This window comes from Pantoea sp. WEP (assembly GCF_041678305.1).
GTDB classification, from domain to species: Bacteria; Pseudomonadota; Gammaproteobacteria; order Enterobacterales; family Enterobacteriaceae; genus Pantoea; species Pantoea dispersa.
The window spans coordinates 71,917-92,261 of record NZ_JBGNXB010000001.1; the positions used below are offsets into that span (position 1 = coordinate 71,917).

Annotated in this window: 19 protein-coding genes and 1 pseudogene; 8 read left to right on the forward strand and 12 right to left on the reverse strand. The window is 59.8% G+C overall.

Annotated elements, in window-relative coordinates:
* The first annotated feature begins 120 nt into the window (after positions 1-120).
* From ABVR31_RS00340 to ABVR31_RS00365, 6 genes are all read left to right on the forward strand, one after another.
* Complete coding sequence (locus ABVR31_RS00340) at positions 121-819, forward strand: FadR/GntR family transcriptional regulator (RefSeq protein ID WP_058770730.1); 699 nt, start codon at positions 121-123, stop codon at positions 817-819.
* Positions 816-1,694 (forward strand): 2-dehydro-3-deoxygalactonokinase, encoded by an 879-nt coding sequence (locus ABVR31_RS00345; RefSeq protein WP_372771684.1) that lies wholly within the window; start codon positions 816-818, stop codon positions 1,692-1,694. Before ABVR31_RS00340 ends, ABVR31_RS00345 begins: the two co-directional genes overlap by 4 nt.
* Positions 1,678-2,295, forward strand: coding sequence for a 2-dehydro-3-deoxy-6-phosphogalactonate aldolase (locus tag ABVR31_RS00350; protein ID WP_166712409.1), 618 nt, complete (start codon positions 1,678-1,680; stop codon positions 2,293-2,295). Before ABVR31_RS00345 ends, ABVR31_RS00350 begins: the two co-directional genes overlap by 17 nt.
* On the forward strand, positions 2,292-3,440 hold the full coding sequence (dgoD, locus tag ABVR31_RS00355; RefSeq protein ID WP_372771685.1) for a galactonate dehydratase: 1,149 nt from the start codon (positions 2,292-2,294) through the stop codon (positions 3,438-3,440). Before ABVR31_RS00350 ends, dgoD begins: the two co-directional genes overlap by 4 nt.
* Before the next feature lie 244 nt (positions 3,441-3,684).
* Positions 3,685-4,977, forward strand: a complete 1,293-nt coding sequence (locus ABVR31_RS00360; RefSeq protein ID WP_058758193.1) for an MFS transporter — start codon at positions 3,685-3,687, stop codon at positions 4,975-4,977.
* A 106-nt stretch (positions 4,978-5,083) separates the two neighbouring features.
* Positions 5,084-6,346: a DUF3748 domain-containing protein gene (locus ABVR31_RS00365; RefSeq protein ID WP_159377265.1), complete on the forward strand. Its 1,263-nt coding sequence runs from the start codon at positions 5,084-5,086 to the stop codon at positions 6,344-6,346.
* On the opposite strand, the gene ABVR31_RS00370 is transcribed toward ABVR31_RS00365, so the two are convergent.
* Positions 6,324-6,683: a YceK/YidQ family lipoprotein gene (locus ABVR31_RS00370; RefSeq protein ID WP_040679624.1), complete on the reverse strand. Its 360-nt coding sequence runs from the start codon at positions 6,681-6,683 to the stop codon at positions 6,324-6,326. The genes ABVR31_RS00365 and ABVR31_RS00370 overlap by 23 nt on opposite strands.
* Before the next feature lie 285 nt (positions 6,684-6,968).
* On the opposite strand from ABVR31_RS00370, the gene ibpA reads away from it, so the two are divergent.
* On the forward strand, positions 6,969-7,385 hold the full coding sequence (ibpA, locus tag ABVR31_RS00375) for a small heat shock chaperone IbpA (RefSeq protein ID WP_010617843.1): 417 nt from the start codon (positions 6,969-6,971) through the stop codon (positions 7,383-7,385).
* A 58-nt stretch (positions 7,386-7,443) separates the two neighbouring features.
* Here the strand turns inward: ibpA and ABVR31_RS00380 are convergent, their stop codons facing one another.
* The 6 genes and pseudogenes from ABVR31_RS00380 to ABVR31_RS00405 form a co-directional block, all read right to left on the reverse strand.
* Positions 7,444-8,349, reverse strand: a complete 906-nt coding sequence (locus tag ABVR31_RS00380) for an EamA family transporter (RefSeq protein WP_021506902.1) — start codon at positions 8,347-8,349, stop codon at positions 7,444-7,446.
* A gap of 21 nt (positions 8,350-8,370) precedes the next feature.
* Positions 8,371-8,871 (reverse strand): YbaK/EbsC family protein, encoded by a 501-nt coding sequence (locus ABVR31_RS00385; RefSeq protein ID WP_372771686.1) that lies wholly within the window; start codon positions 8,869-8,871, stop codon positions 8,371-8,373.
* 26 nt (positions 8,872-8,897) lie between these two features.
* On the reverse strand, positions 8,898-9,698 hold the full coding sequence (locus ABVR31_RS00390; RefSeq protein WP_159377278.1) for a hypothetical protein: 801 nt from the start codon (positions 9,696-9,698) through the stop codon (positions 8,898-8,900).
* Between the two features lie 4 nt (positions 9,699-9,702).
* Complete coding sequence (locus ABVR31_RS00395; protein WP_141496830.1) at positions 9,703-10,413, reverse strand: class II glutamine amidotransferase; 711 nt, start codon at positions 10,411-10,413, stop codon at positions 9,703-9,705.
* Positions 10,401-11,678: an acetyl-CoA carboxylase biotin carboxylase subunit family protein gene (locus ABVR31_RS00400; RefSeq protein ID WP_372771687.1), complete on the reverse strand. Its 1,278-nt coding sequence runs from the start codon at positions 11,676-11,678 to the stop codon at positions 10,401-10,403. The genes ABVR31_RS00395 and ABVR31_RS00400 overlap by 13 nt, the downstream gene beginning before the upstream one ends.
* Positions 11,679-11,695: 17 nt before the next feature.
* Positions 11,696-13,163, reverse strand: a pseudogene (locus tag ABVR31_RS00405) (hypothetical protein).
* 171 nt (positions 13,164-13,334) lie between these two features.
* On the opposite strand from ABVR31_RS00405, the gene ABVR31_RS00410 reads away from it, so the two are divergent.
* Positions 13,335-14,780 carry a PLP-dependent aminotransferase family protein gene (locus ABVR31_RS00410; RefSeq protein ID WP_058775612.1) on the forward strand — a complete coding sequence of 482 codons (1,446 nt, stop codon included), beginning with the start codon at positions 13,335-13,337 and terminating at the stop codon, positions 14,778-14,780.
* Here ABVR31_RS00410 and ABVR31_RS00415 read toward each other — a convergent pair.
* From ABVR31_RS00415 to ABVR31_RS00435, 5 genes are all read right to left on the reverse strand, one after another.
* Complete coding sequence (locus tag ABVR31_RS00415) at positions 14,777-16,024, reverse strand: valine--pyruvate transaminase (protein ID WP_372771688.1); 1,248 nt, start codon at positions 16,022-16,024, stop codon at positions 14,777-14,779. The genes ABVR31_RS00410 and ABVR31_RS00415 overlap by 4 nt on opposite strands.
* Positions 16,025-16,104: 80 nt before the next feature.
* Positions 16,105-17,079, reverse strand: coding sequence for a glyoxylate/hydroxypyruvate reductase GhrB (gene ghrB, locus ABVR31_RS00420; protein ID WP_058758185.1), 975 nt, complete (start codon positions 17,077-17,079; stop codon positions 16,105-16,107).
* A gap of 66 nt (positions 17,080-17,145) precedes the next feature.
* On the reverse strand, positions 17,146-18,429 hold the full coding sequence (locus ABVR31_RS00425; RefSeq protein ID WP_021506893.1) for an MFS transporter: 1,284 nt from the start codon (positions 18,427-18,429) through the stop codon (positions 17,146-17,148).
* Between the two features lie 128 nt (positions 18,430-18,557).
* Positions 18,558-19,505, reverse strand: coding sequence for a sugar kinase (locus ABVR31_RS00430; protein ID WP_058758183.1), 948 nt, complete (start codon positions 19,503-19,505; stop codon positions 18,558-18,560).
* Positions 19,506-19,515: 10 nt separating this feature from the next.
* The gene (locus ABVR31_RS00435; RefSeq protein ID WP_372771689.1) at positions 19,516-20,265 is read right to left on the reverse strand and encodes a sugar phosphate isomerase/epimerase family protein; all 750 of its coding nucleotides are present in this window, start codon (positions 20,263-20,265) and stop codon (positions 19,516-19,518) included.
* Positions 20,266-20,345: the final 80 nt, after the last annotated feature.

Consider the following 20,345-nt stretch of genomic DNA (forward strand, 5'->3'; position numbering starts at 1 on the left):
ATTGTAGTACAAACAATATATATGGTACTACAATCGCCGCTACAGAATGCGTCAGGGATTGGGCTTTGCACTACGAAAGCAGTAATCTGATTTCTCACGCCTTTCATGGAATCGAACACGATGACGCAGGAACCACTGAGTAAAACAGAGCGCATCATCCAGACGCTGGGTGAAGAGATTGTTGCCGGAAAATATGTGCCGGGCGCCGCGCTGCCGGCGGAAGCGGAGCTGTGCGAGCGATTTTCAACCTCGCGCAATATTATCCGCGAAGTGTATCGCTCCCTGATGGCTAAACGCCTGATGGAGATGAAGCGCTACCGCGGCGCGTTTGTCACCTCACGTAACCAGTGGAATTATCTCGACAGCGATGTACTGCAGTGGGCGCTGGCGCACGATCACGATCCGCGTCTGATCGCGGCCATGAACGAGGTGCGCGTGCTGGTGGAGCCGCAGATTGCGCGCTGGTCGGCCGAGCGGGCAACGTCGACCGATCTGGCGGCGATTGAGCTGGCCTACAACGAGATGGTGGCCAACCACCTCAACCGTGATGCCTTTAACGACGCAGATATCCGCTATCACGAAGCGGTGATGGCCTCGGTGCATAACCCGGTGCTGCAGCAACTCAATGTGGCGATCAGCCAGCTGCAAAAAGCGGTGTTTGCGCAAACCTACATGGCGGACTCCGGCAACATGCCGCGCACGTTAGCCGAACATAAAGCGCTGTTCGATGCCATTCGTCACCAGGATGGCGATGCGGCGGAACAGGCGGCGAAGGCGATGATTGCCAGCTCAACCGCCCGACTCAAGGAGATTTTGTGACGCGTTATATCGCCATTGACTGGGGCTCCACCAACCTGCGCGCCTGGTATTACCGCGCCGGTGAATGCGTCGATGAGCGCCGTTCGGAAGCGGGCGTGACGCGCCTCGGCGACCGCACGCCTGCTCAGGTGTTTGCCACCATTACCGACGGCTGGCCGGTGGCCGAAGTCCCGGTGATCATGGCCGGCATGGTGGGCAGCAACGCTGGCTGGCTGGCAGTGCCTTATCTCGCCTGCCCGGTGGCGCTCAATGCATTAAGCGATCGCCTGACCTGCGTGGAAGGAAAAGCGTGGATTGTGCCGGGACTGAGCGTCGAACGTGACGACAACTACAACGTAATGCGCGGTGAAGAAACCCAGCTGCTCGGCGCGGTCACGCTGCAGCCCGCGCCGCTGTATGTCATGCCGGGCACGCACGCCAAGTGGGTGCAGATGGAACAGGATCGCGTCATCGATTTCCGCACCGTGATGACCGGCGAGCTGCACCATTTACTGCTGAAGCAGTCGCTGATTGGCGCCGGTTTACCCGCGCAGGAAGCCAGTCCGGACGCGTTCCGGGACGGTTTGCAGATTGGCAGCCACGACCCATCAATTCTGGCGCGCCTGTTTGAAGTGCGTGCCGCCCACGTGCTTGGCGCGCGCGATCGTCGCCATATCAGTGATTTTCTCTCTGGCCTGTTAATCGGCCAAGAAGTGGCGCAGATGACGCAGCAGTTAACGCATAGCCGCCAGCCGATTGTCATTATCGCCGGCAGCGCGCTGGCACAGCGTTATCAGCAGGCGCTGGCCTTTATCGGAACAGATTCAGTCACGCTGGAGGGCGATCGCGCTTTCCAGCACGGAATAAGGAGTATTGCGCATGTCCTGGCCCACTAAACTTCCGCTGATCGCCATTCTGCGTGGCATCACGCCGGATGAAGCTGAAGCGCACGTCGCGGCGTTAATCGACGCCGGTTTCGATGCGATTGAAATTCCGCTCAACTCGCCAGAGTGGGCGAAAAGTATCGGCGCGATGGTGCAAACCTTCGGCGATAAAGCGCTGATCGGTGCCGGCACCGTGCTGCAGGTGACGCAGGTCGATCAGCTGGCGGCGCTCAACAGCAAGCTGGTGGTGACGCCCAATACCGATGCTGCGGTGATTCGCCAGGCCGTGGCGCACGGCATGCTGGTTGCCGCAGGCTGTGCCACCGCCAGCGAGGCCTTTACCGCGCTGCAGGCTGGGGCACAGGCGCTGAAAATTTTCCCGTCGTCGGCGTTTGGTCCGGGCTACATCAAAGCGCTGAAAGCGGTGCTGCCGCCGGAGGTGCCGGTCTTTGCCGTGGGCGGCGTTACGCCGGAAAACCTGCATGAATTTATCGCCGCCGGTTGCGTCGGAGCTGGCCTGGGCAGCGATCTCTATCGCGCCGGTCAGCCGCTGTCGCGCACCGTGGAGAAGGCCCGCGCATTTATTGCTGCCTATAAGGACGCTGTACGATGAAAATTACTAAACTGACCACTTATCGCCTGCCGCCGCGCTGGATGTTCCTGAAAATTGAAACCGACGAAGGCATCATCGGCTGGGGTGAGCCGGTGATTGAAGGGCGCGCGCGCAGCGTCGAAGCGGCGGTGCATGAGCTGTCGGAATATCTGATTGGGCAGGATCCGGCGCGGATTAATGATCTGTGGCAGGTGATGTATCGCGGCGGTTTTTACCGCGGCGGCCCGATTTTAATGAGCGCCATTGCCGGTATCGATCAGGCGCTGTGGGATATTAAAGGCAAAGCGCTGGGCGTGCCGGTGTATCAGCTGCTGGGCGGTCTGGTGCGTGACAGCATCAAAGCCTATAGCTGGGTAGGCGGCGATCGTCCGGCTGAAGTGATTGATGGCATTAAGAAATTACGTGGTATCGGCTTTGATACCTTCAAACTCAACGGCTGTGAAGAGATGGGCATCATTGACAATTCTCGTCAGGTCGATGCCGCTGTTAACACCGTAGCGCAGATCCGCGAAGCCTTTGGCAATGATATTGAGTTTGGCCTCGATTTCCACGGTCGCGTCAGCGCGCCGATGGCCAAAGTGCTGATCAAAGAGCTGGAGCCGTATCGTCCGCTGTTTATTGAAGAACCGGTGCTGGCCGAGCAGGCAGAATACTATCCGCGCCTGGCGGCGCAGACACATCTGCCGATTGCCGCAGGCGAACGCATGTTCTCCCGCTTCGAGTTCAAGCGCGTGCTGGAAGCCGGTGGGCTGGCGATTCTGCAGCCGGATCTGTCACACGCCGGCGGCATCACCGAATGCTACAAAATCGCGGCGATGGCCGAGTCCTACGACGTGGCGCTGGCGCCGCACTGTCCGCTGGGGCCGATTGCGCTGGCTGCCTGTCTGCATGTCGACTTCGTGTCGCGTAACGCGGTGTTCCAGGAGCAGAGCATGGGCATTCACTATAATCAGGGCGCTGAACTGCTCGATTACGTGATCAATAAAGATGATTTTAAAATGAATGACGGCCATTTCTATCCGTTAAATAAACCCGGCCTCGGTGTGGAAATTAATGAAGAGCTGGTGATTGCGCGCAGTAAAAATGCGCCAGACTGGCGTAACCCATTATGGCGCTTTCCGGATGGATCGGTAGCCGAGTGGTAATGGCGGTGGTATTGCGCCCGGTCGCTACGTTTACCGCTTTATAACAGCACCGATTACCAAGCGATTAAACATCTGACTATTTAAACCATGTGCGGAATATATAAGGCACAGGGCAGCGCTCAACCTGTTTTCACCGCGCTGCCAGTTTGCCGCAGCTGCGGCTTTTATCTTCGATAACCTTACCCTGCGTTGGCTGCGGCGTGTTTCGGCACGTCCGCCAGCTGACATCTGACGGAGAAACACCATGGATCTCTCTGCTGTTCAGGCGAAACCTACGCGTCGCCGTTATATTACGCTGCTGATGATTTTTATTACGGTGGTCATTTGTTATGTCGATCGCGCTAATTTAGCCGTGGCCTCGGCGCATATTCAGCAGGAATTTGGCATCAGCAAAGCAGAAATGGGGTATGTGTTTTCTGCTTTTGCCTGGTTATATACGCTGTGCCAGATTCCCGGCGGCTGGTTTCTCGATCGCGTAGGCTCACGCCTGACCTATTTTATCGCTATTCTCGGCTGGTCGGTGGCGACATTATTGCAGGGATTCGCCAGCGGCTTATTATCGCTGATAGGTCTGCGCGCCATTACCGGTATTTTTGAAGCGCCGGCTTTCCCGACCAATAACCGCCTGGTTACCAGCTGGTTCCCGGAACAGGAGCGCGCTTCGGCCGTCGGTTTTTACACCTCCGGTCAGTTTGTCGGCCTGGCGTTTCTCACGCCGCTGCTGATCTGGATTCAGGAACTGCTGAGCTGGCACTGGGTGTTTATCATCACCGGCGGGATTGGCATTGTCTGGTCGCTGGTGTGGATGAAGGTTTACCAGGCACCGAGCCAGAGCAAAGGCATCAATCAGGCCGAGCTGGATTACATTCGTGCCGGTGGCGCGATGGTCGACGGCGATGCGCCCAGCGAGAAAAAAGCACGCGTTAAACTCACCGCGGCCGACTGGAAACTGGTGTTTCATCGCAAGCTGTGCGGCGTGTATCTCGGCCAGTTCGCGGTGACCTCAACGCTGTGGTTTTTCCTTACCTGGTTCCCCAACTACCTGACGCAGGAGAAACATATTGCCGCGCTGACGGCCGGCTTTATGACTACCGTGCCGTTTCTCGCCGCCTTTATTGGCGTGATCCTCTCCGGGATGGTGGCCGATCGTCTGGTGCGCAGCGGCCGCTCGCTCGGCTTTGCCCGCAAGACGCCGATCATCTGCGGCCTGCTGATCTCCACCTGCATTATGGGCGCAAACTACACCAACGATCCGCTGTGGATTATGGTGCTGATGGCGCTGGCCTTTTTCGGCAACGGGTTCGCGTCCATCACCTGGTCGCTGGTCTCGTCGCTGGCGCCGGTACGCCTGATCGGCCTGACCGGCGGCATGTTTAACTTTATCGGCGGCCTCGGTGGCATCACGGTACCGCTGGTGGTGGGGTATCTGGCGCAGGATTACGGCTTTGCGCCCGCGCTGGTGTACATCTCCGCCGTTGCGCTGATTGGCGCGCTCTCTTACATCCTGCTGGTGGGGGATGTGAAGCGCGTGGGCTAAGCTTCCGGGTGCGCATGCCTGCGCACCCGCATTAGCTGCTCAGCTTTTGCTTAACTGAACGGCATCACGTAATTTGTCCGGCAACGGTTACATCTGAGGTTGCCCCATGTCAGAAAAACAACTCACCTTTACTCAGCGCCATCATCAGCTGACCAATATCAACGTCTGGACCGCCGACAGCCAGTGGCTGGCATTTGATGTGCGGCCGTCCGGCGCCTCGTTTACCAGCCTGACCATTGAGCGCGTCAACGTGCACAGCGGCGCGGTCGAGGTGCTTTATCAGGCGCGCGATGGCGCGTACGTCGGCGTGGTGACCGTGAGTCCGGATCTGCCGCCGCGCTATGTCTGTATTCATGGGCCGGAGCATCCCGATGCGCACTGGCATTATGACTTTCATCACCGGCGCGGCGTGATTGTTCAGCAGGGCATCGCAGAGAACCTCGACGCCTGCGATATCACCGCGCCCTATACGCCAGGTGCGCTGCGTGGTGGCTCGCACGTGCATGTGTTCAGTCCGGATGGCTCGCGGCTGAGCTTTACCTATAACGATCACGTGATGCATGAGCGCGATGTGCGTGACGACCTGCGCAACGTCGGCGTGGCGGTGCCGCTGCATCCGGTGTGCCCGCCGAAGCAGCATCCGCGCGAATATGACGGCAGCCACTACTGCGTGCTGGTGAGCCACACCCGGCGCGATCCACAACCGGGCAGCGATCAGATTGACCGCGCTTATGAAGAGTGCTGGATCGGTGAGCGTGGCTATCAGAAAGCGGACGGCAGCTGGCAGCGCTGGGCCATCGCCTTTATCGGCGATACGCGCAATGCCAGTGGTGAAAAAGTGCCGGAAGTGTTTGTGGTCGATCTGCCTGAGGCGCTGGCGGACTATGCCAGAGCCGGCAATGCACCGCTGCAGGGCACGGCAGAGCAGCTGCCGGCACCGCCGGCTGGCGTGCAGCAGCGGCGCATCACGCACGGTAAAGGGCTGGCGCTGCAGCCGCGCCACTGGTTGCGCGCTGCGCCGGATGGCAGCGCAATCGCCTTTTTGCAGGCTGACGAGCAGGGCATTGTGCAGCTGTGGACAGTCTCACCCAACGGTGGCGCGGCGCGTCAGATCACCTCACTGCGCAGCAGCATTCAGTCTGCTTTCAGCTGGCAGCCGGACGGCGCAGCCATCGCCTTTATCTGTGATAACAGCGTGATGCGTTGTGAGATAGCCAGCGGACAGTGTACGCGCCTTACCGCGCGCAGCGCGCAACCGCCGGGCGGCGACGCGGTGGTGTGGTCGCCGGACGGGAAGCAGATCGCCTACATGCGCGAGGTTGACGGCTGGCGACAGCTGTTCTGCGTCAGTGCGATTCCGCCGGCATAGCCGCCGCGGTGGCCAGGCTGGCCTGGGTGCCAGCCATCTTCTCGCTCTGCAGCACGCGTTCGCGCGGCGAATCTTTGGTTTTATCGTCGTCGGCGCGGAAGTAATCCCACGGCAGCAGCAGCGTATCCATCACCGCCGAAAAGGGCAGATCGATCAGCGCCAGCGGTTTAATCGCCCAGCTGGTATTGTCATCGGTCAGCATCTCTGCGCTGGCGCGCGTGCCGGGGTAGTAACCCTGGCTGGCACCGGTATGCGACATCACGCTGGAGCAGCCTGATGTGGCACAGGCGCAGCAGACCAGCAGGCCGGTGAGCGGAAAGCGTTTCATCATTTTCATCATCATCATCCCTACAGTCATGGCATGGCCCTGGCTGGAGTGTGTCACCTGACATCCGCATAACTCTGTGGTTATGTCCTTCCCGTCAGGCGAAGCGTCCCCTGAGTGTATGCCATATCGTCAGAATTGCTGCAAAAAAAAGCGCATTGCCCCTTGAAAGCGACCTGAGCGCACCCATCTTTAAGCTACGGTCACGACGCGGTCGCCGACAGGGACACCGACGGGCCGGACAACCTGTCCATGGTGGAAGGTTGCCAAAACTTGCTGATTATCAGGAGTCTTATTATGCGTAACTTTGATCTCTCTCCGCTTTATCGTTCTGCTATTGGTTTCGACCGTCTGTTTAACCTGCTTGAGTCCAATCAAAACCAGGCCAACGGCGGCTACCCTCCGTACAACGTCGAGCTGGTAGACGAAAACCACTATCGCATCACCATTGCCGTCGCCGGCTTTGCGCAGAGCGAACTGGATATCACCGCCCATGACAACATGCTGGTGGTGCGCGGCGCCCACCCTGAAGAGCAGCAGGAACGTAAATACCTGTACCAGGGCATCGCAGAACGTAACTTCGAACGCAAATTCCAGCTGGCCGATCACATCGTGGTGCGCGATGCGCGTCTCGAACTGGGCCTGCTGAGTATCGATCTGGAACGCATCGTCCCGGAAGAGGCGAAACCACGCCGGATTGAAATCCTGAAATAAGGCTAACGAAGTAAAGAAAAACGCCGCTGCAACGCGGCGTTTTTTTATGGCTGCATCATCAGGTACGTACCAGCAGGCGCTGGCTCACCATACCGCCAAACACATTCACCAGCAGCCCGAGAATGATCACCGACGCGCCGAGAATCTCCTGTGCCGACAGAGTTTCACCGAGGATCAGCGCGGCGCTGAGAATGCCGACCACCGGCACCAGCAGCGACAGCGGCGCCACGCGCCAGGTTTCGTAGCGGCTGAGCAGATTGCCCCAGATGGCGTAGCCAATGATGGTGGCGAAAAACGCCAGATAGAGTAGCGCCAGCACCGTCTGCAGCGAAATATCCAGCAGGCTGGTGACAATGGCGGATTCGCCCTCGAACCACCACGAACAGGCAAAGAACGGCGCAATCGGTACCAGCGCGCTCCACACCACCAGCGACATCACCGGCACCTTGCGGTTGCGCAGGATAATCTTGTTAGTGATATTGCCCAGCCCCCACGACAGCGCTGCCGCCAGCGTCAGCATCATGGTGGTCAGCGTGATGCCCGCGGTTGTCTGGCCCTCCATACCGGCGGTTGCCAGCATAAACATGCCGAGCGTGGCGACCAGAATGCCGGCGATGTGGTTCCAGCGCAGCTTCTCGGCCAGCAGCAGCGCGCCGAGCAGCAGGGTGAAAAATGCCTGCGCCTGCAGCACCAGCGAAGCCAGCCCGGCTGGCATGCCAAGCTTGATGGCGAGGAACAGAAACGCGAACTGACCAAAGCTGATGGTCATGCCATACACCACCAGCCAGCGCAGCGGAATTGCCGGACGACGCACGAAAAAGATCGCCGGAAACGCCACCAGCGTAAAACGCAGTCCCGCCAGCAAAAAGGGCGGCATGCCCTGCAAACCCAGCTTAATCACCACAAAATTTACGCCCCACGCCACCACGACGCACAGGGCTAACAACATATCTTTCACGGACATACGCATTCCTCAGCGCGGCAATCAGGCGGTTGCCGTCACCGGTGTGGCGATCTCTGCACCGCAGTCGTCGCCGATCAGTCGAAAATAATCATCCACATCCAACGCTACCGAGCGGTCCAGCGCGCCGGCGTTAAACCACAGCGTCCCGACATCACGCAGCCGCGTATCCACGCGCAGCGCCAGTCGGTCATCAAAACTAAACGGCGGCACCGCGCCCATCACACACTGCGTCAGCGCTTGTGCCTGCTCAGGGGTGGCAAACGTCGACTTCTTACCGCCAATGGCACGCGCGGCGTGTTTGAAGTTGATTTTGCAGTCGCCGGGTACGATCGCCAGCAGATAGCGCGGCGCGGCGCCGTCCGGCATGGTGACTTCCAGCACCATCGCTTTGGCTGCCTGCTGGAGATCGTTTCCGCGGATGGCGCTGATCACCTCGGTCTGGCCGATGGCCTCATGCTCCACCACGCGGTAGCGGGCCTGCTGCGTATCCAGCAGCGCGATCACTTTGTCATAGGTTGTCATACTGTCTTCCTCGTCTAAGGCCGGGATTAACTCCAGGCAATGGCGTGCTTCATTTTTTTGTCGGTCAGGCCAAAGAAAAAGCCCATGGTGATGCGCGTGTCGCCCTCAACGCGATCGATTTCATGATAAAACGCGGGATTAAACAGATAGATATCGCCACTGCGCGGCGCGAATTCGCAAGTCTCGCTGCCGGCGATGACGCCGCTCTGGTAGCCCAGCTCGCCGGGCGTTTTAAAGCGCTCGTCTTCCGGCTGCCATTTCTTATTGAAGATGCGCAGCGCGCCGCCGGCGTTGCACTCCTGCAGGCACACGACGCAGCTCAGCTGATGCAGAATGTGCGTCACCGCCAGACCGCTGCCAGCGGCATCGCGCACGATGTTGTCGTTATGCAGCGGATTAGCGACGCCGTCAGCGTGGAAACGCACAATCGAGCCGGCGTAATCACCCAGTGCCGGTTCGGTGGCGGTTTGCAGACTCTCAAGGCGCAGCGCATGCTGCACCCAGTGGTAAATCTGCGCGCGCAGGGCGTGCAGCGAGGCCGGCAGCGCCGGCTGGATGTCGCGCAGTTCGGTGAAATAGTTTTCCGGCGCGGCGGTGTGCTTCGCCAGATACGGGCCGAGCGTGGTCAGCGCGCCATTTGGATAGTGAGAAACCCGTACCTGCTCGCGGCACTGCTGGAGATCAGCCACCACCGCGTTGCGCACCTCTGGCGTGAGGAAATTGCGCAGCACCAGCAGCGGCACGCGCGCGGTGACGATGTCATCCAGCCAGGTGCTTTCGACGAACATGTTGGGGTTAATGACGCGAATCTGATTGAAAATGGCCATGGGTTCACTCTCCAAATGGAATTTCATGAAGTTCATGGTTGCTCATACGGTGCCATGCTGACGCCGTGCCCAGTGTTGAAACAGGTTCAGAGGAGATAAAGGTGCTGTTGTTCTGCTGACAACGATGCAGGGTGAAATAGTCGGGGTAAGGCGTGTCATCAGGATGCCATTGCCACGCCCAGGCCTTCTCGCGGGTGACGAAAATGGCGTTTGCCGCGCTGCCACCCGGCGCCACCCGGGCCATTTTTTCGCGCAGATAGTCGCGGGTGAAATCGGTGGGCGTGACGCGGTCGACGATATATTCCAGATATTCAGCGGAATCAAAGCGCGACTGCGCCATGCCAAGCTGCGCATAGACGGTCGGCAAAAAGCCGTTGTGCATCATGTACCACTGGGTGGTGCCGCTGGTGCGCCGCAGCGGATGGGAGAACGCAATGCCCTGGTTTTTGCTGAGCGTGGCGTGACGCACGTGCACCGCCAGAAAGCGGCTGTGCTGTATGCGCGTGACGTCAATGCCTGGTAGTGCTTCGGCAAAGGTGCCGCTGCCATGCAGCGTACGGATCTGACCGTGCTCCAGCCACAGACAGCCCCAGCCGTTGGGATGTTGTTTAATCGGGCCATCGTGCGCGGCGGTTTCACCGCAGCTCATGGCGCGTGCGGCGTCCAGTACCGCAGCGGCGTCAAACTGGCCGTGTGCCAGAATCATTCTGCACATAGTAAATCTCTCCGTGAGGTCAAAGCGGGAACAGCAAGAAGGGCGTGAAACACCGCCAGAATTTCGTCGCGGCTGGTGGCAGGCAGACGCAGCGTAGCGAGAATCCCGGCGTGGCGCGTCAGATCGGCGTACAGCGATGAGCGCGGCGAGACCTCCAGCGCCGGTAAGTTGAGCGGTGGCAACAGCTGGCCGCGCTGGTGCTCGGCAATCCAGCGCTCGGCGGCGTCATACTGCAGCCGCTGGCGCAACCGCAGCCGGCCGACGGCCTGTGAGGGTGAAGCGAAGTGCAGTTCAGGCAGGCCGCGTCCGGCTTCAACCTGAAAGGCCACCTCGGCCCAGTTGATGCCGGTGACCTCTTCCACCAGGTTCACCACGCCCATGCCGGACAGGCGAAAGCCCATTTCGAGAAAGTGCGGCTCGCCGTTCACCATAATGAAATCAATGTGGAAAGCGCCGCGCCGGTAGCCGAAGGTTTCACAGCAGAAACTCATCAGGCTGGTGAAGGCGGCGGGCAGCTGCTGCGCCGCCATCGCCACATGGCCGGATTCGTAAAAGCTGATACAGCCGTCGGCCTCGGTATGCTGCTCAATCACCTTCTGGCAGCAGGTCAGCGCCACCGCGTGTCCATTCTCCACCACGCCCTGCAGCGAATATTCGTCACCGGCCAGCCAGCTTTCGACGATAAAGCCGGTAAAGCCGCGTCCGCCATAGTTCATGGTGTCGAGCAGCCGGGCAATCACCGCATCCAGCTGGCTGGCCTCTTCCACCAGCCAGATGCCCAGCCCGCCGCCGCCGTCGACCGGTTTGATCACACAGGGGTAGAGCAGCGCATCCCGCGCATCGCCAATGCTGAGCGGTGAGGCAAAAAAGCGAAACTCCGGCTGCGGAAAACGCGGCCAGGCTTTGCGCAGCGCCATGCGCTGAGCATATTTATCCGGCGGGATAAAACCCGGACCGGCATCCGGGCCGGCCAGCAGTTCACGCACCCGGCCAGCGCTGGCGTTGTAAGCCTCAAAACCGGCCAGCACCACCTGTGGATGCTCCAGCAGACCGGCGTGCAGACAGGCATTGAGGACATCCCACGGATTTTCCGGGCGATCGAGACGCACAATCAGATCGAACGGCAGGGCGATGCTGAGCGATTGATAGTCGACAAAATCCCCCATTTCGGCCAGTACGGTAAAATAGCCTTCGCGTTTTGCCACCGCGCAGTAGGGATTTTGCCCGTCGCGCGTGGCGCCAATCTGCAGAAAAATCTTTCTCATCGCGTCGCCTTACCGGGTTAACGCCCGGAAATCACTTCAGTAACGATGTCCTGTAACGCACCGTTGTTAACCTGAATCACCGCTTTGTGCGGGTCGAAACGCAACACGCGCGACAGCGCATCGCCGCGCGCGCCGTCCAGCAGCGAACTTACCGCCGCGCTGCGCCAGCAGTGCCGCATCTGTGCCACGCTGAGGCCAGACAGCTGCGTGAGCTGCTGCGCCAGCGCCACATCCTCGCTCTCTCCGCTCAGCAAGGCGCGCACCGCGGCTTCTTCCGGCGCGGCCGGCAGCTGCAACAGCCAGGCTTTAAGCTGCTGGCCGGCGGCGATAAACGGTGAATAGATCATGCATACCAGCTGGGTTTCACTGAGGCCGAAAGCGTCGAGTGCGAACTGCGCGGCGCGCTGGCGTGCGCGGGCAATCGCGGCATCATCCTGATAGCGCGCGGCCATCTCATCGATCAGCTGCGGTGGAAAGTCCTTCTGCACCATCAGGCCGAGCGCAAAGCGCACATATTCGCGAATGCCTTCGGCGTAGCTGCGCTGCAACAGCGTCTCCGCACGCAGACCGCGAATATGTGCCATTAACGTCGGGTTGCCGCAGTCCGACTCGGAGAAGCTGAACATCAGCTCGTCGAAGCGGAAATGCATGAACTCGGTCAGCAGCGCCCAGTGCGCGCCGGCCTCATAAGCGGTGTCCTGATAGATGTTGAAGAACAGCGGGTCGCGCGCCAGCTGCCAGGTAATGCGATGTGCCGGCGTGACCTGGTCAGCGCCGTAAATGTCGGCGAAGTAACGCGCCGCCACGCCGTCCAGCGTGTGCAGAAAGCCGCTGAAGCCGCGCGACTTATCGGCCATCGGCGCATCAAACAGTTTTGACAGGTGGCGCGCCCACGCAAGGTAAGCGGTCTGCTCCTGCGGCGAATCGCCGGTGATGATCACATCGACGCCGCCATCGTAGTGCGCCGCCAGGCCAAACGAATTCACCATGCTCAGGTTGCAGGCGTTGCAGAAGGTGGAGCGCGCGTCGGCACGGAAGCGGTGACCATTCATCAGCACATCGTCGCGGTTCTGCTGACGCACGCTTCTGCGGCATCGGCAAATGGCGATCGAAGGGACGAATCTGCAGCCCGTCGGTCACCAGGCACTCGGTGAACGCGTCGTCATGGATACGCAGCGCACGATAGACGCGGTCGATGTTTTCCATCACGCTGTCGTTCATGGCGGCATGGCGGTTAGTGCTGATGCGCAGCTGAAACGTGCTGTTGCGCTGTTGCCAGATTAACCCCTGAATGTAACGTACGTAGGCCACCATATAGCTGCTGTCTTTGCCGCCGCCATAGGCCAGCAGCACGCGGTTACGTTCGGGATGGTCGGGATCGGGCAGGGCGGCGAGCAGGCGCTGAGCACAGTGCTGGGCGGAATCGAGAATCGCGGGCGTCAGGTATTCTTCAATTTCACTCATCATCGCGGACAGATTATTCATTTTTCACTTCATCCTTTGGCTAATAAAATCGCCGCTGCCGTGCGGGCGACAACGGGCTGGAAAACGGGCCACGAAGGTGCTGCGTGAAGCTGAATTAACAGATGCAGCCTAAAGTACTTTGAATGTAATCTGATGAATACGCACAGATCAGCACGATATGGGGTGGAACAGATGGCGGGTGAAACGCAGGAACAGGAGAGTCAGAGCAGTCGTTACCGTCAGATCGCTGAGCAGATAAAACAGGCCATTCACAGCGGATCGCTGCCGCCCGACAGCCGTTTGCCGTCGGTGCGCACGCTGGCGACGCAGTATCGCGTCAGCATGACCACTGCGCTGAAAACATTACGCACGCTGGAGGATGAGCACTACGCGGTGGCGCGGCCGAAGTCCGGCTTTTTTGTCGCACCGCGTCCCACAGAGAAAAAAGTGCCGGCGGTATTCAGCGAGCAGCCGCGCGAAGTGGCGCCGCTGGATGAGCAAACCGAACTGCACCTGGCGATGCTGGGATCGGACTGCCGCGTGCGGCTCGATCTGGCCAACGGCGACATCTCGCTCTATCCGGTGAAAAAAATTGGCCTGCTGATGCGGCAGATGGGTTACAGCAAACCGGCGCTGCTCGGTAATACGGTGAAAGGCACCGGCTATGCGCCGCTCAAGGCGGAAATTGCCCGGCGCGCGGTGGATTATGGCTGCAATATCAGCGCCGATGACATCCTGGTCACTAACGGCTGCATTGAGGCGATTTCGCTGGCGCTGCGCGCCACCACGCGGCCTGGCGATATCGTGGCGGTGGAGTCGCCGTGCTACTTCGTGCTGCTACAGATGCTGCACAACCTCAACCTGCGCGTCATTGAAGTGGAAGCCGGGCCGGAGGGTTACGTTAACGTCGCGAAACTCACCGGGCTGTTCCGGCGTAAAGCGGTGCAGGCCTATCTCACCATCAACAACATCAATAATCCGCTGGGCAAAAGCATTCCCAACGAGCACAAGGCGTATATCGCGCGCCAGGCCGATGAGAATGATGTGGTGATCATTGAGGACGATATCTTTGGCGATACGGCTTTCGGTGAGCGCCGGCCGTTTCCGATGCGCGCCTTCAGCCCGAATGCCATCCTGTGCAGCGGCTTCTCCAAAACCGTGGCGCCTGGCATTCGTATTGGCTGGGTGCACAGCACCAAGTACATGCGCAAAATCGCCTCGCTGAAGTACACCACCAGCATGGGCACGTCGGTGCTGTCGCAGGCGGCGATTGCCGAACTGCTGCGCAGCGGCGGTTACGATGCGCACCTGCGCAAGCTGCGGCGCGAGCTGAAAAATCAGATCCACCATATGCGCCAGGCGGTGCTGCGCTACTTCCCGGCGGGCACGCGTGTGTCGGATCCGGAGGGCGGTTACGTGCTGTGGGTGGAGATGCCGCAACAGGCGCTGAACGTGCGCGCACTGTTTCTCAAGGCGCGCAACGCGGGCATCGGCATCGCGCCCGGGCACATCTTTGCCACCGATCACCGCTACGATCACTGCTTCCGGCTCAACGCCGGTTTTGGCTGGAATGCCGAAGTCGAACAGGCAATTCAGCAGCTGGCGCAGTGGTGCCAGCTGTCGTTAAGCGCGGATTAAGCATTCCAGGCGTTATCCAGCTCTTCCGCCAGAATCTGTACCGCACGCTCAATCTTGTCGCTGTCCGGTACGTAATTCATGCGCATGCACTGATGGGTGTGCGGCCAGGCCTGCTCCAGCCCCGGGAAGAAGAAGTGGCCCGGCACCATCAGCACGCCGCGCGCTTTCAGACGCTGATACAGCGCTTCGGTGCTGATCGGCAGGTCGCGGAACCACAGCCACAGGAAGATAGCGCCTTCCGGTTTGTGGATCAGGCAGCGATCTTCGCTAATATAGCGGCGAATAATCGCGATAGTTTCGCTAACCTTGGCCTGATAGAACGGTTTAATCACTTCCTGCGACAGGCGCAGCAGATCGCCACGCACAATCATCTCAGTAGCAATCGCCGGACCGATGCTGCCTGGCGCCAGGCTGATAATGCCATTCATATTGCCAATGGCACCGATCGTGCTCTCATCGGCAACGATAATCCCGCAACGTGCGCCCGGCAGGCCCAGCTTCGACAGGCTCATGCACAGAATGGTGTTGGGGTTCCACAGCGGACGTGCCTCACTGAAGATGATGCCGGGGAGCGGTACGCCGTAGGCGTTATCGATTAGCAGCGGGACGCCGTGCTGCTGTGCCAGCGCATCCAGCTGCAGCAGTTCGTCATCGGTGATGACGTTGCCGGTTGGATTGGTCGGACGCGACACGCAAATCAGGCCAGTCTCATCATTCAGCGGCAGATGGTCGAAATCGACGTGGTATTTGAACTGGCCTTCCGGCAGCAGTTCAATGTTGGGTTTGGCGGAGATGAACAGATCTTCCTCCAGCCCGGCATCGGCATAGCCGAGGTATTCCGGCGCCAGCGGGAACAGCACGCGCTTTTTGCTGCCGTCGGCGCGGCGGCCGGCGAACAGATTAAACAGGTAAAAGAACGCGCTCTGGCTGCCGTTGGTGAGCGCGATATTTTGTGGCGTCACCGGCCAGCCGAGCTCCTCGCGCAGTAGCGTAGCCAGCGCCTCCAGCAGCAGCGCTTTGCCGCGCGGGCCGTCGTAGTTGCACAACGCTTCGTTCAGCTTGCCGTCCTGATGCATCTGCAGCAGCAGCTGACTGAAATAATCATTGATGGCCGGAATCTGCGCCGGATTACCGCCGCCCAGCATGATCGTGCCAGGCGTGCGCAGCCCTTCGCCCATATCTTCCATCAGACGAGAGATGCCGGAATGTTGCGTAAATTTGTCGCCGAACTGAGAAAAAGCCATAGGAGGTAAAAACATTGTTATCAGGGGGAAGACCACCATAGCGCCCGCAACCGGCAGGCGCAATGGCTAAAGCCGTGCGATCAAGCCTGGACCTGCGGGTTAACGCAGTTTTTCTCCACTTTACCGCTCAGTGCGGCGATCAGGTTGTCGACCGCATCGCGCGCCATGCCGTAGCGCGTTTCATGCGTGGCGGAGCCGATGTGCGGCAGTGCGACCACGTTCGGCAGCGTGAGGATTTCCGCATCGGCCGGCACCGGCTCGACTTCAAACACATCCAGTCCGGCGGCGTGAATGGTGCCGTCTTTCAGTGCGGCGGTCAGCGCCTGCTCATCGACCACCGGACCGCGTCCGGCGTTGATCAGAATCGCGCTCGGCTTCATCAGTTTCAGCTGTTCCGCACCGATCATATGGTGCGTCTGCTCGGTCAGCGGCAGGCTGATGCAGACAAAATCGCTCTCTTTCAGCAGCGTTTCCAGATCGCAGGCGCGCGCGCCAAAGCGGGTTTCCGCCTCTTCATGCTGGCGGCGGGCGTTATACAGAATGTTCATACCAAAGCCAAAGTGCGCGCGCTGCGCCAGTGCCAGACCAATACGGCCCATGCCGAGAATGCCCAGCGTCTTGTGGTGTACGTCAATACCGAAGTGCTCAGCGTCGATACTCTTTTTCCACTCACCGGCTTTGACCCATTTATCCAGCTCGGTGACGCGACGCGCGGTGCTCAGCACCAGCGCCATCATGGTATCGGCCACGGTTTCGGTCAGTACGGTGGGCGTGTGCATCAGCAGAACGTTGCGCTGGTTGAGCGCATCAACGTCAAAGTTGTCATAGCCGACGGAGACGGTAGAACAGGCACGCAGCGCCGGCATGCTGGCCAGCAGCTCATCATTCACTTTGCCGCCGGAGCCCAGCAGACCCTGCGCTGCGGCGAACTGCGCCGCATGCTGTTTCACCGTCTCCGGCGAGACATCTTTCACTTCCGTGACGCTGAAGTGCTGGTCCAGCTTGGCACGCAGGTCATCGGGCAGGCTCTTGTACAGAATCACAGCAGGTTTCATTATTTGCTCCCTGTAGAACGTGTGACGGGCGACCTGAGTCGCCCGGAAAAGTCATCGCTTACGCTTTCAGGCGTGCTTCGCCCCGTGAATCGGCGGCGGCGTTTTGTTGGCCGCCGGTTTAACAATCAGCGTCAGCCACACCGACGCCAGTAGCGCAGCACCCATAAAGACATAGGAGGCGGCAGGACTGCCGGTCGCCCCATTAAGATAGCCTACGATCCATGAACCGATGAAGGAACCCAGTGCGCCCATACTGTTAATCAGCGCCATGGCACCGCCGGAAACATTGCGCGGCAGCATCTCCGGAATGATGGCGAAGAACGGGCCATACGGGGCGTACATTGCCCCGCCGGCAATCACCAACAGCGCATACGACAGCCAGAAGTTGCTGGAGCCCACCATCCACGAGCCGAGGAACGCCAGTGCGCCAATCAGCAGCAGCGGCCAGACAAACAGCTTACGGTTTTGCGTCTTGTCCGACGCCCACGACACTACCAGCATGGCGATGGTCGCCACCAGATACGGTACCGCCGACAGCCAGCCCGCTTCGACCATGCCCATCTGCGTGCCGTTACGCAGAATCGACGGCAGCCACAGCACGAAACCGTACACGCCGATGCTCCAGGCAAAATATTGCAGGCACAGCAGGATAACGTTGCGGTTGCGGAAGGCTTCGCTGTAGTTGCGCACCGCTTTAATGTTCTCCTGCTCCTTCTGCAGCTGTGCCTGCAGCGCCGCTTTCTCTTCGTCGCTCATCCATTTGGCCTGGGCCGGTTTATCCTGCACCATAAACCACCAGGCAATTGCCCAGATCACCGCCGGGAAGCCCTCGATGATGAACATCTCGCGCCAGCCAAAGGAGTTAATCAGGTAGCCGGACACCACCGACATCCACAGCACCGTCACCGGGTTGCCGAGGATCAGGAAGGTATTCGCGCGGGAGCGCTCGGATTTGGTAAACCAGTTGCTGATGTAGATCAGCATCGCCGGCATCACCGCCGCTTCCACCACGCCGAGGACAAAGCGGATGGCGGCCAGCATCGGAATATTGCTGACGATACCGGTCAGCGAGGCGCAGCCGCCCCACAGAATCAGACACCAGAAAATCAGTTTTTTTACGCTGCGGCGCTCGGCATAGACCGCGCCGGGGATCTGAAAGAAGAAGTAGCCAAGGAAGAACAGGGCACCGAGCAGCGATGACATGCCTTTGGTGATACCGAGATCCTCATTTATCCCTGCGGCAGAGGCGAAGCTAAAGTTCGCCCGGTCCAGATACGCCAGACTGTAGGTGATAAACACGATGGGCATGATATACCACCAGCGTTTTGGCGCGATTGTCTGCGATTTCATGGGTGACTCCTCTGGTTGAGGCGGGCGCATTCTGTGGATGCGTCTCGAAATTAGGGTGTAGAGACAGTTTTTTTCGGTGCGCATGAATGCGCACCCTACGTTGGGTCGCCATTGATGGCGACCTGGTTTTAATAATCGCCGAGCGCTGCGCGCGTCGGCAGACCTTCGCTGTCGCCGGCAACCTGAATCGCCAGCGAACCAATTTTGTTACCGCGCAGAATCGCCTGCGGCAGCGATTTCCCTTCCAGCAGCGCGCTGATCAGCCCGACTGCAAAGCCATCGCCCGCGCCGACGGTATCCACCACATTCTCCACGTGGATCGGCGCAATCTGGCCCTGTTCGCCCGCGGCGGTTTTATACCAGGCGCCGTCGCTGCCGGTTTTGATCACCACCGCCCGCACGCCTTTATCGAGGTAGAAATCCGCGATCGCTTCAGGCTGACGGTAGCCGGTCAGAATCAGCCCCTCTTTTTCACCTGGCAGCACCCAGTCGGCATATTCTGCCAGCAAATTCAGCTGCTTACGCATCTCTTCTTCACTGCGCCACAGCACCGGACGCAGATTAGGATCAAAGGAGATGGTTTTGCCGCGGGCGCGCATCTCTTTTGCCGCGTGTTTAGCCAGTGCCAGCGAGCTATCGGAAAGCGCGGCGGCTACGCCGCTCAGATGCAGATGGCGCGCGCTGCCGAAATAGCTTTCGTCGAAATCATCCGGTGACAGGTGGCTGGCGGCGGAGCCTTTACGGAAATACTCCACTTCCGGATCGGAGCCGTCGTCCACGCGCGCTTTGAGCTGAAAACCGGTGCGATAGCGGTTATCAATGGTCACGCAGCGGTGGTCGACATGCTCTTTCGCCAGCTGCTGCAGGGTAAAACGGCCGAAGCTGTCGTCGCCGACGCGGCTGACCCAGCCCACCTGCAAACCGAGGCGCGCCAGACCAATCGCCACGTTAAGTTCGGCACCGGCAATGCGCTTCGTGAACTGATCGGCTGCGGCGAGATCGCCGGTTTGCCCGGCGATAAACATCGCCATCGCTTCACCAATGGTGACGACATCCAGCTGAGAGGTGTGTGTCATGCTCAACTCCTTACACCGCGCGCAGCAGATCGACGTAGTGGCGGGTCACCGCCAGTAAATCTGCGCCGGCTAATGGGAACTCAATACCGCGCGGTGCATCGGCCGGCAGCGCCTGCAACAGCGTGCGCCAGCTGTCGTCGGCGTCATCCAGCGCAATGGCGCGGAAGCTGTCACCGAGCGGCACCGCCGCCTTAACATGAATGTAGCTCACGTAGCGACTGAGCTGCGCCGCTGCCTGCAGGGCGTCTTCGCCGGTCCAGCGCCAGTTGCCCATGTCGAAAGTCATATCCAGCGGCAGCGCGGCATCGCAGGCGTGATGGAAGAAGTGCAGCATCGGCGTCAGCTTACTGTCCGGCGTCTGATCGTTTTCGATGACCAGCGTGACGCGCGAGCCGGCCAGCACCTCGACCAGCTGGCGATCGGCCAGCGAGACATAGTGACCCAGTGCCAGCTTGAGGCGCTGAGCGCCCAGCAACTCAGCCTCCTGCAGGAACTGCGCCAGACGTGGATTGAGCGCACCGTCCGCCTGCCACAGCGCTTCCGGCACTGAATAGCTGACGCTGAGCTGATGCTGACGCAGCGCGTCGCTAAGCGTATGCAGCTGGCACAATTCGTCGTCGCTGAACAGCTCGCGGCGGATCTCGACGCCATCGGCACCGGCCGCTTTAATCAGCGGCAGCAGCGCTGCCTGGCCGCCCAGTTCTGCCACCTTGTGCGCGCCGTAGGCGGCCGTGACCACAATAATTTCCGCTTTCGACATCTTTCCTCCAGCCTGTCTCGCTGTACTGCCCGCCGCACCGTTATGCGCCGGACAGCACGTTAATGTGCTGTAAAAAGCTT

Excerpts from the sequence above, each read along its gene's own strand:
- ABVR31_RS00340 (WP_058770730.1), top strand. The coding sequence starts at position 121 with ATGACGCAGGAACCACTGAGTAAAACAGAGCGCATCATCCAGACGCTG.
- ABVR31_RS00350 (WP_166712409.1), top strand. The coding sequence starts at position 1,678 with ATGTCCTGGCCCACTAAACTTCCGCTGATCGCCATTCTGCGTGGCATC.
- dgoD (WP_372771685.1), top strand. The coding sequence starts at position 2,292 with ATGAAAATTACTAAACTGACCACTTATCGCCTGCCGCCGCGCTGGATG.
- ABVR31_RS00365 (WP_159377265.1), top strand. The coding sequence starts at position 5,084 with ATGTCAGAAAAACAACTCACCTTTACTCAGCGCCATCATCAGCTGACC.
- ibpA (WP_010617843.1), top strand. The coding sequence starts at position 6,969 with ATGCGTAACTTTGATCTCTCTCCGCTTTATCGTTCTGCTATTGGTTTC.
- ABVR31_RS00400 (WP_372771687.1), bottom strand. The coding sequence starts at position 11,678 with ATGAGAAAGATTTTTCTGCAGATTGGCGCCACGCGCGACGGGCAAAAT.
- ABVR31_RS00360 (WP_058758193.1), top strand. The coding sequence starts at position 3,685 with ATGGATCTCTCTGCTGTTCAGGCGAAACCTACGCGTCGCCGTTATATT.
- ABVR31_RS00410 (WP_058775612.1), top strand. The coding sequence starts at position 13,335 with ATGGCGGGTGAAACGCAGGAACAGGAGAGTCAGAGCAGTCGTTACCGT.
- ABVR31_RS00390 (WP_159377278.1), bottom strand. The coding sequence starts at position 9,698 with ATGGCCATTTTCAATCAGATTCGCGTCATTAACCCCAACATGTTCGTC.
- ABVR31_RS00430 (WP_058758183.1), bottom strand. The coding sequence starts at position 19,505 with ATGACACACACCTCTCAGCTGGATGTCGTCACCATTGGTGAAGCGATG.
- ABVR31_RS00435 (WP_372771689.1), bottom strand. The coding sequence starts at position 20,265 with ATGTCGAAAGCGGAAATTATTGTGGTCACGGCCGCCTACGGCGCGCAC.
- ghrB (WP_058758185.1), bottom strand. The coding sequence starts at position 17,079 with ATGAAACCTGCTGTGATTCTGTACAAGAGCCTGCCCGATGACCTGCGT.
- ABVR31_RS00370 (WP_040679624.1), bottom strand. The coding sequence starts at position 6,683 with ATGAAAATGATGAAACGCTTTCCGCTCACCGGCCTGCTGGTCTGCTGC.
- ABVR31_RS00425 (WP_021506893.1), bottom strand. The coding sequence starts at position 18,429 with ATGAAATCGCAGACAATCGCGCCAAAACGCTGGTGGTATATCATGCCC.
- ABVR31_RS00395 (WP_141496830.1), bottom strand. The coding sequence starts at position 10,413 with ATGTGCAGAATGATTCTGGCACACGGCCAGTTTGACGCCGCTGCGGTA.
- ABVR31_RS00380 (WP_021506902.1), bottom strand. The coding sequence starts at position 8,349 with ATGTCCGTGAAAGATATGTTGTTAGCCCTGTGCGTCGTGGTGGCGTGG.
- ABVR31_RS00385 (WP_372771686.1), bottom strand. The coding sequence starts at position 8,871 with ATGACAACCTATGACAAAGTGATCGCGCTGCTGGATACGCAGCAGGCC.
- ABVR31_RS00415 (WP_372771688.1), bottom strand. The coding sequence starts at position 16,024 with ATGGCTTTTTCTCAGTTCGGCGACAAATTTACGCAACATTCCGGCATC.